The organism is Streptomyces sp. NPDC005070 (assembly GCF_053600395.1).
This window is the reverse complement of sequence record NZ_JBSFZS010000216.1, coordinates 1-7,198: the sequence shown is the minus strand read 5'-3', so window position 1 is coordinate 7,198 and position 7,198 is coordinate 1. Positions and strand designations below refer to the sequence as shown.

General features: G+C 68.2%; 7 protein-coding genes and 1 tRNA gene. 6 read left to right on the top strand and 2 right to left on the bottom strand.

Annotated elements, in window-relative coordinates; translation table 11 throughout:
• Positions 1-421: 421 nt before the first annotated feature.
• Complete coding sequence (locus tag ACWEBX_RS35880) at positions 422-1,486, bottom strand: hypothetical protein (RefSeq protein ID WP_451888940.1); 1,065 nt, start codon at positions 1,484-1,486, stop codon at positions 422-424.
• Between the two features lie 4 nt (positions 1,487-1,490).
• The gene (locus ACWEBX_RS35875; RefSeq protein ID WP_451888939.1) at positions 1,491-3,248 is read right to left on the bottom strand and encodes a hypothetical protein; all 1,758 of its coding nucleotides are present in this window, start codon (positions 3,246-3,248) and stop codon (positions 1,491-1,493) included.
• Positions 3,249-3,680: 432 nt separating this feature from the next.
• Between ACWEBX_RS35875 and ACWEBX_RS35870 the strand changes: the two genes are divergently transcribed.
• From ACWEBX_RS35870 to ACWEBX_RS35845, 6 genes are all read left to right on the top strand, one after another.
• Positions 3,681-3,754 (top strand) — tRNA-Met (locus tag ACWEBX_RS35870).
• 334 nt (positions 3,755-4,088) lie between these two features.
• Positions 4,089-4,370 (top strand): hypothetical protein, encoded by a 282-nt coding sequence (locus ACWEBX_RS35865; protein ID WP_451888941.1) that lies wholly within the window; start codon positions 4,089-4,091, stop codon positions 4,368-4,370.
• A 443-nt stretch (positions 4,371-4,813) separates the two neighbouring features.
• Positions 4,814-5,071, top strand: a complete 258-nt coding sequence (locus ACWEBX_RS35860) for a hypothetical protein (protein ID WP_451888938.1) — start codon at positions 4,814-4,816, stop codon at positions 5,069-5,071.
• A 144-nt stretch (positions 5,072-5,215) separates the two neighbouring features.
• On the top strand, positions 5,216-5,968 hold the full coding sequence (locus ACWEBX_RS35855; protein ID WP_451888937.1) for a serine hydrolase: 753 nt from the start codon (positions 5,216-5,218) through the stop codon (positions 5,966-5,968).
• 12 nt (positions 5,969-5,980) lie between these two features.
• Entirely contained in the window at positions 5,981-6,964 is a 984-nt protein-coding gene (locus ACWEBX_RS35850) for a hypothetical protein (RefSeq protein WP_451888936.1), read from the top strand.
• A 2-nt stretch (positions 6,965-6,966) separates the two neighbouring features.
• On the top strand, positions 6,967-7,198 hold a 232-nt coding region (locus tag ACWEBX_RS35845), incomplete at its 3' end, for a hypothetical protein (RefSeq protein ID WP_451888935.1).

Sequence of the window (7,198 nt, the reverse complement as noted above, 5' to 3'; positions counted from 1 at the left end):
GTGGGCCCGGCGGCTGGTGGCGGTCACCGGAGTGCTCGTGCTCTGCGCGCTGCCCACCGGACCGGCGGGCGCGTCCCCGGAGAACGGGCCCTCACGGGCCAGACTGACTCTGCGAAACGGAAGCGACCGCCCCGTCCAGCGCCTCCTTGACCTGATCAGGGCTCATTCCGGATCGCAACGGCCCGACCCCCGCCCAACGGGGCGAGTGCCCACCGTTCCCGTTGCTCTTCCGGCTTTTTGGACCACCAACTCACCGGCACATCCCCGCGCTCACGCCGAACAGTCCCGGCCTCCACCAGTCGGCGATCTTGGCGGTCACCCTACGCAGGCCCACTGACAACGCGGTCCTCGATGACGCCGCCGGAAGTCGGCCTGCTCCCTGAGTCTCGACCACTGCAGGTGCGGGCCAGGAGGGCCGATGTCACTCCGCAGGACCCGGCCCGGGAGGACTGTCGGGTGGTGCGGAGGGCGGCTCCAGTTGTCTGCGAAACCGGTCCACGGCGACGGCGCGGTCGTCGTAGGGGATGCGGGTGAACTTCGAGACCATCGTCCACATGGCCCGCTCATCGGCGAGGCCCTTGGGGAGAGCGAAGCCGAGGGAATGGGCGAGGGGGCCGCGGCCGACGTTCACCAAGGCGCGGACGGCGGTCGCCCATTCGTCGGTGGCCACGACCGCAGAGCGGTACCAGACCGGGATCAGCACGGTGACGGCGGCCGCGGCCGGCAGGAGCCGGACGGGGGAGGCATCGGGAGCGGTCAGCGCAGCCACCGCGAGGATGGCGAGGACCGCGTGCCCGTACAGCAGGGCGACGAAGAAGTCCACGCTGGTGCGTGCGGCATCGACCTGGCGGCAGGCCTGGTCCGGGGCGGTCGCCTGAAGTTCGTTCCACAGCAGCTGGGTGTCGAGGCGGTAGCGGTCGTGGCCGTACTCCTCGAACCGGCGGATGGCGTTGCCCAGTCGGGTGGGCGCGATCTGGTCCGTGTCGATGGGATAGCGGGCCAGTTGCTCCTGAAGGAGAGCGCGCTGGGTCAGGCTGCGCCGTCGGTCGGCCTCGCGCCAACGGGCCAGGTGCGGGCTGTCGTTCAGCCGTGCCAGAACCCGTGCTTCCGGTTCGCGCAACGCTCCGGCACGAGACTGCCGTTCGAGGCGCAGCAGTGTCAGCCGGTCGGCGAGGGCGGTACGGGCCTCCTGGTGGTGTTTGCACCGCCGGCTGTAAGCCGCAGCGGGCCACAGGAGGTAGCCCTCCAGGATGCGGTAGAGGGGGTTCTGCAGCGCGTACAGGATCAGCCCGAACAGCACGGCCAGGACCAGCAGCAGTGTGGCCCCGTGGGGTGTGGCGGGCCGGAGCCGGGCCATGCCGAACTCGTCGTCGACGCTGGGGAAAACGGTGAAACCCAGGATGGCGAGGTTGATCGTCGTCGGCAGGATCCAGCCGACGAGAAGCCCCCATGCCCCTACCAGCACTCCCTTGGCGATGTCTCCCATGGGCTCAGTCGCTCTCCCAGCTGTCGTCGTCGGGGTTCGTCGTCGGGCCGGGGGAGCGGGGTCCGGCTGCCAGCGGAGCCGTAGTGCTCCCGGCACCGGTGGCCACGGCTCCGCCGGTCATCGCACCGCCGAGGAAGACCGCTCCGCGGGTGAAGTGGCCCAGCGCGCCCTGGAACTCGTCCGTCTCGTAACCCTGTTCGCGCAGAGCCTGGGTCACACCGCGTAGCACGCGGTCCTCGATGGCCGCCAGCGAGCCCCCGACGTCGATCTCCTGGAACAGCGACGTGCTCTCGTCGCCGCCCAGCTCCCGTACCGAAACGTGCGGTCCATCCGCTGGTGCCGCACCGTAGGCCGCGCTCCACTCCCGGAACGCGGCAGCGGTCCGGCGGACCAGATCGACCACGGATCGTGCCGCGAAGGCCGGCGTCCGTCCCATCGTCCGGAGCGTCCTGACGACCGCGGCTTCGTCCCGCCGCGTGCTGGCGATCCGGTCCGCCTCGCGAAATGCCGACCGGACCGGAGGCAGCACGCACGGCACGCACTCGAGCGTCAGCACATCGCCCTGCGCATACGCGCGGACGAACACGGTGAGGACGCAGCCGCCCCCTGAGTCCAGTCGGACACGCAGGTAGTGCCGCCTCTGGGTACCGCTCTCGGTGAGGGCGGCGTTCCGGTGCGCGAGGAAGTCCGGCCTGGCGTGGGGTGCGGCGGTGCGGTGCGGCAACCCGGTCACGGGCAGGAACACGCAGTCGTCGACCGCCAGTCGTCGCAGGACGTTCCGCTTCGTTGCCGCACGGTCCCCGTCCGGCTCACGCAGCCGCTCGACCTGCGCGCGGACCTGGTCCATGACCATCCGGTCGTTGAACTCGTCCTCGGTGTAAGGCCGGCCCGGACGCGTGCGGTCGAGTCCGACTGTCACGACCCAGGGCCGATGGGGGGTGCCGAAGCCGAGAAAGGGAGAATCCGGGTGATAGACGATCAGTGGCGAGTCCTCTTCACGCCGGATGTCTCGTCCCGGAGCCTCGATCCACCGGCGCTCCTCCGGCCCGCCGACGCCGACCGGACGAAACGAATCACGCCCCAGCTCCTCGCCGAGGATCCGGGACACCTGAGTCTGGTACTGCGCGGCGCACGCGGCCATGGCGATCGGGACGGCGAGGGCGAACCAGGCGGGAACGCCGTCGCGTCCGGGGTCGCTGGCAACTTCCGCCAGCGCCACTGCGGCGTAACCGGCGAACAGCAGGCCCCCGACGACATTCATCGCCGTGGCGAGGGATCGTCGCATCCGGCCGGTCCGGCGGGTCGGGCTCCCGGGACGGCCATGGTCTTTTCCGGCCGGCGGGCCGGCGAGAGCCGAAGCGAGGAGCAGTACTGCGGCGGGGACGGTGAAGAGCGCGAAGAGGACGCCGCCCAGAAGAAGGCCGGCCACCCACAGGAGCGCGGTTGCCGCGGCCCAGAGGGTCTGAAGGCGGCGTGCGCGCAACGCGTGCCACAGGACCGTTGCGGCGTCGAAGTCGACGGACGGGGCGACGACGCGCTCCCGATGTACGTGGAGCTCCTGGACGACCGCGTCCCGGAAGCCGGGATCGACGTACGTGCCCGCGCTCAGCAGCCGGGTGGTGTCGGTGGCCTCGTGGGCCGCCGATGACCGGTCGCGGCCGGACGAGTCCGGCGGAGGTAACGGTGGCGGAAGGGGACCGGACAGGCGCTCGTCACGACCGTGGCGGCCAGACGGATGGTCGTTGCTCCCCGCTGACGTCACTCCACCCCCAGGCTGAGGCTCCCCGGCGAGGTGATTGCTCCAGGGCCGCGATCGGATCCCACATCATATTGGGCACCCGGACCGAAACAACCACTAATGCCCTGAGCCGACTTGGGCGTCCCGCGACGGATCGGCCAGGCCCGTTCCCAACCGGTTCGAACGCTGCCGGCACCGGCCCCGCACCCTCGGCCGGGAGTGGTCGAGCACGTCGTCGGCTTCGTTTCGAAGGGTCAGCCGTCCGGCTCGTCGGTCAGGGTCGGGTCGCCCCCGGAGGCCGGGTCGAACACGTGCATCTTGGCGGTGTCCACCCGGAGTTCGGCCCGGCCGGGCCTCGCGTACCTGCGTAGAGGCGTTGGGTTCCGCCGAAACAAGCCAGGCGCCGAACGGTGGTCCTCGGCACCTGCCGTGATGGCGTACTGTGGGGGATACCGACGCGGGGTGGAGCAGCTCGGTAGCTCGCTGGGCTCATAACCCAGAGGTCGCAGGTTCAAATCCTGTCCCCGCTACTGCTGAGAGGGCCCGGATCCACACGATCCGGGCCTTTTCACGTTCCTGGATGATCCCGCGTCCGGCTCCTGCCCGGCACAGGGCCCCGGCTGCCGGGTGTCTGTCGCCCGGAGCTGACTGGAGCGCGGCATCAGGTAGGTGACTTTGCCACCGAAGACAAGGACTTCACCGACTACGGCCTCAATCCCGGCCAACTGGCCGACCTGCGCGCCTGGGCCCTCGCTTGGGCAGCCGAGCTTGACGCGCGCCTGTATGCCGAGGAGAACCCGGACGAGGTCTGAGAGTCGTACGGCGGTCCCATCGATCACCGCGCGTACGGGCCGCCGGTTGAGTATGGCGCACCTGCTGCCGTTTATGCTGCGTGAGCTGGCCGACTACAAGCGCGCCGGACCGAGTTGCCGGCGACGTTCATGCGGTCTTCGAATAATCGAGCCGAAGTCCGACGCGCCGCCCGACTGGCTCGACCTGGACGTGCCGGACGACCGGTTCATCGCTGAGACGCGACCAGTGAGCGTGTGGGAGCACCGTGACGTCGTCATGACCGACTGGCGCGACGGCTCGTTCATCTTCGAGCAGCGTGGCGTCGAGTTCCCCGGCTTCGCGGGCCCGAGGTGAATCTCAGGGAGGGCCATTCATGCAGGTCCTCTACGACATCTGCCACCACCTCGCGCTGCTGCAGCCCCTGCTGACCACAGGTTCGGTCCTGGTCGGCGCAGCGGGGTTGACCGGTCTATGCGCCTGACTCGACGCCTGCTCACCGCGGCGGCCGCCGTCACCGTCGTCCTCGCGACCGCCCTGTCCTCTGCTCCGTCGACTGCTGCGGCTGCCATACCATGCACGTCGACATTTCGGGCCGTTCAGAAGGTGGCGGTGCGTATGCCGGCGTGGAACGAGGGACCGGTCGCGAAGACGCGTTCGCCGATCGTGCGGTACCTACACCGCGGTGAGCGGGTGCGGTCGTGCAGCGTCGCGGTTGGCCGCGGCTCCTGGTCGCAGTACCGCGAGTGCGGCGGCGGGAGCCTGTGGCGGGTTGTTCCCGGAGGCCAGGAGCCGTCCGGATGCCTGCGCCGCGCATGACCGGCAAGATGCGCCAGACACAGCGGGATGGGGAGCAGGATCAGGGTCTCGCGCTCACCTCGGCCGTTCTGCTCCTGACCGGCAGCGTGCTGCTGATGTCCTGCTGGATCGGCCCGCTCACCACGTTCGCCGCCGTGGCCGTCTTCGTCGTCACCGCCTACGCCGCACCCGGCCTCGACCGCCGCCTGGCCCTGCGCCGCGCTCTTCGCCAGCTGCTGCGCGGCATGCCCGGTCCATGACGTATGGCGCACCTGGCACGGGACGTCTGGGAACGCGGAAGGGCCGCCCATGACGGGCGGCCCTTCGATGAGCGGTATGGACGCCCAAACTGCCTGGGCTTAACCTGATTTGGCCAAGCCTGGCGGAAGCATGGAGGGCTCTGCATGGATATCGATGGCCGCATCGACTCCTTCGTCCAGAACGACCCATCCAGAGCTGTTGTACTGCGCTCCACGCGCGGACGGGACCTGTGCACCCAGCGCAACGCCGATCGCACCTTCCCTGCCGCCAGCCTGATCAAGGTGCCCTTGTTCATCACATTGCTGGAGCAGCTTGACGCCACCCAAGTCGTCAAGCGGTCAGACCTCGGCCGCACCGCCTACCCGTCACTGCTTGAAGTGTTTGACGCACAGCATGAGTTCACCCTGGCGGAGCTCGGCGGCCTGATGCTCGCCACCAGTGACAACCCCATCGCCGCTTACCTGACCGACCTCGTCGGCATGGAAGCCGTGACCGCCACTGCCGCGCGGGCAGGCGCGCACCACACACACATGCGCGTGGGATTCACCGACGACGAACTGGGCCCGACGGCAAGAAACAGCAGCACGACAGCGAACGACATGGCGCTGATCTTGCAGTATGCCGCCGCAGAGCCGAAGCTGCAGCCCGTGATCAAAGCCCTGCGGAACAGCATGCGCAATTTCCGCCTGCCGCTGCGCCTCCCGGACGACCTTCACGTCGCACACAAGACGGGCAGCCTGCGCGGCCTCGCCCACGACGTAGGCATCCTCTACGGCCGCGACCACAACCTCATCGCTGTCTTCCTCACCGAGAATCAGCCGGACACTGCGACAGTCGGCATAGAGATCGGCGACTGCATCGCAGACGTGTGGCGGATCCTCGGGGAACCTGTGTAGCCGGATTCTCCTATGGCTGATCAGCGCAATGTCATCGCAGAAGTCCGGCGCACGGTGCGCATCTACAATCTCCTGGTGCTTGTGGTCGGAGCGGTGGCTCTGATCCTCTCAGTGAACCGCGCTCACGACGATGTCATCGTCAAATCATTCGAGATCGTTGGCACGACGCTGGTCTCGGCCGCGATGGTCAGCTTCATCTTCGGCCAGATCACCATCCGCGACACGACGTTGCAGGTGAACCAGGCCATTGACCATGCTCTACGCGAAGTCCTCGAACCGATCCGTGAAAACCTCTTCACCGGGGCCCTGACCCGCTACCGATGGGACTGCCACCTGGACGGCCTCGAAGCCGACGGGTACGCCGTCCAGGCAATGAGGGTCTCGTATCAAGTACCGGAAATTCCCAGGGAATTAAGATTCATCTGTGTGTCCTCTCTGACCGACGAGCCGTTCAGTGTCCTGGCCAACGACAACAGGTATGTATTTCGCTGGCAGGTCGATGACGGGCTTGAGGTGATGGACCGCGAAAGTTTCCGCGTCGATCACGTACGGGTCGACGGTCAGCAGTTGGAGCAAGCGTCACCACACCAGACCATGTTGAGAGGATCCCCGGCCGTCGAATTCAGGTTCCCCCTGTCGGAGCTGCGCCGGCACAGCGGATTCCACTCTGTGGAGTTTTGTGTCGTCGCTCGCAAATACTTAGGAACGGACCGTGAAATCAGGGTCCAGGCTCACCTCTTCAGGCCCGTCCTGGACGCCGAATATCGGCTGACCGTTGGAGAAGTGATCGGAGCTCAGATTCTCAACACGCAGGTCTCCGGATTGAGCCGCCTCGGTACGGGCGGGCTGACCCAACACGGCCGCACTCACCCGGCATTCGGCCAGGCGGCCGCCCATGCGATCTTCACCACCCCGCTGCAGACGGGCAGCAGCGTCGTGTTCACCATCGACCGCGGCAGTCCGCGCCGGACAGGCCTCGGCGCCGGAACGCCCTGACGTTGACCGTGGTCTCGGACACCACACGGCACGCGTCCTCACAGAACACCGCCGTCGACTTCGCCGACGGCATCAACGGCCCACCGCACCCCCGGCACAACCTCGGCCCGCCCCCGTCGACCGCGACGACGACCAGCCGCAGCCGGGGCACTCCGTCCCTGCCCATACGACCACCGTACGGCGGACGGTACCCGTGGCCCAGTCGTCGCTTCGGGCGGATCCGCCCGAAGCGAC

Bases quoted from the DNA above. Each gene is read 5' to 3' on its own strand.
- ACWEBX_RS35880 (WP_451888940.1), bottom strand. From the start codon at position 1,486: ATGGGAGACATCGCCAAGGGAGTGCTGGTAGGGGCATGGGGGCTTCTC.
- ACWEBX_RS35865 (WP_451888941.1), top strand. From the start codon at position 4,089: ATGGCGCACCTGCTGCCGTTTATGCTGCGTGAGCTGGCCGACTACAAG.
- ACWEBX_RS35860 (WP_451888938.1), top strand. From the start codon at position 4,814: ATGCCTGCGCCGCGCATGACCGGCAAGATGCGCCAGACACAGCGGGAT.
- ACWEBX_RS35855 (WP_451888937.1), top strand. From the start codon at position 5,216: ATGGATATCGATGGCCGCATCGACTCCTTCGTCCAGAACGACCCATCC.
- ACWEBX_RS35850 (WP_451888936.1), top strand. From the start codon at position 5,981: ATGGCTGATCAGCGCAATGTCATCGCAGAAGTCCGGCGCACGGTGCGC.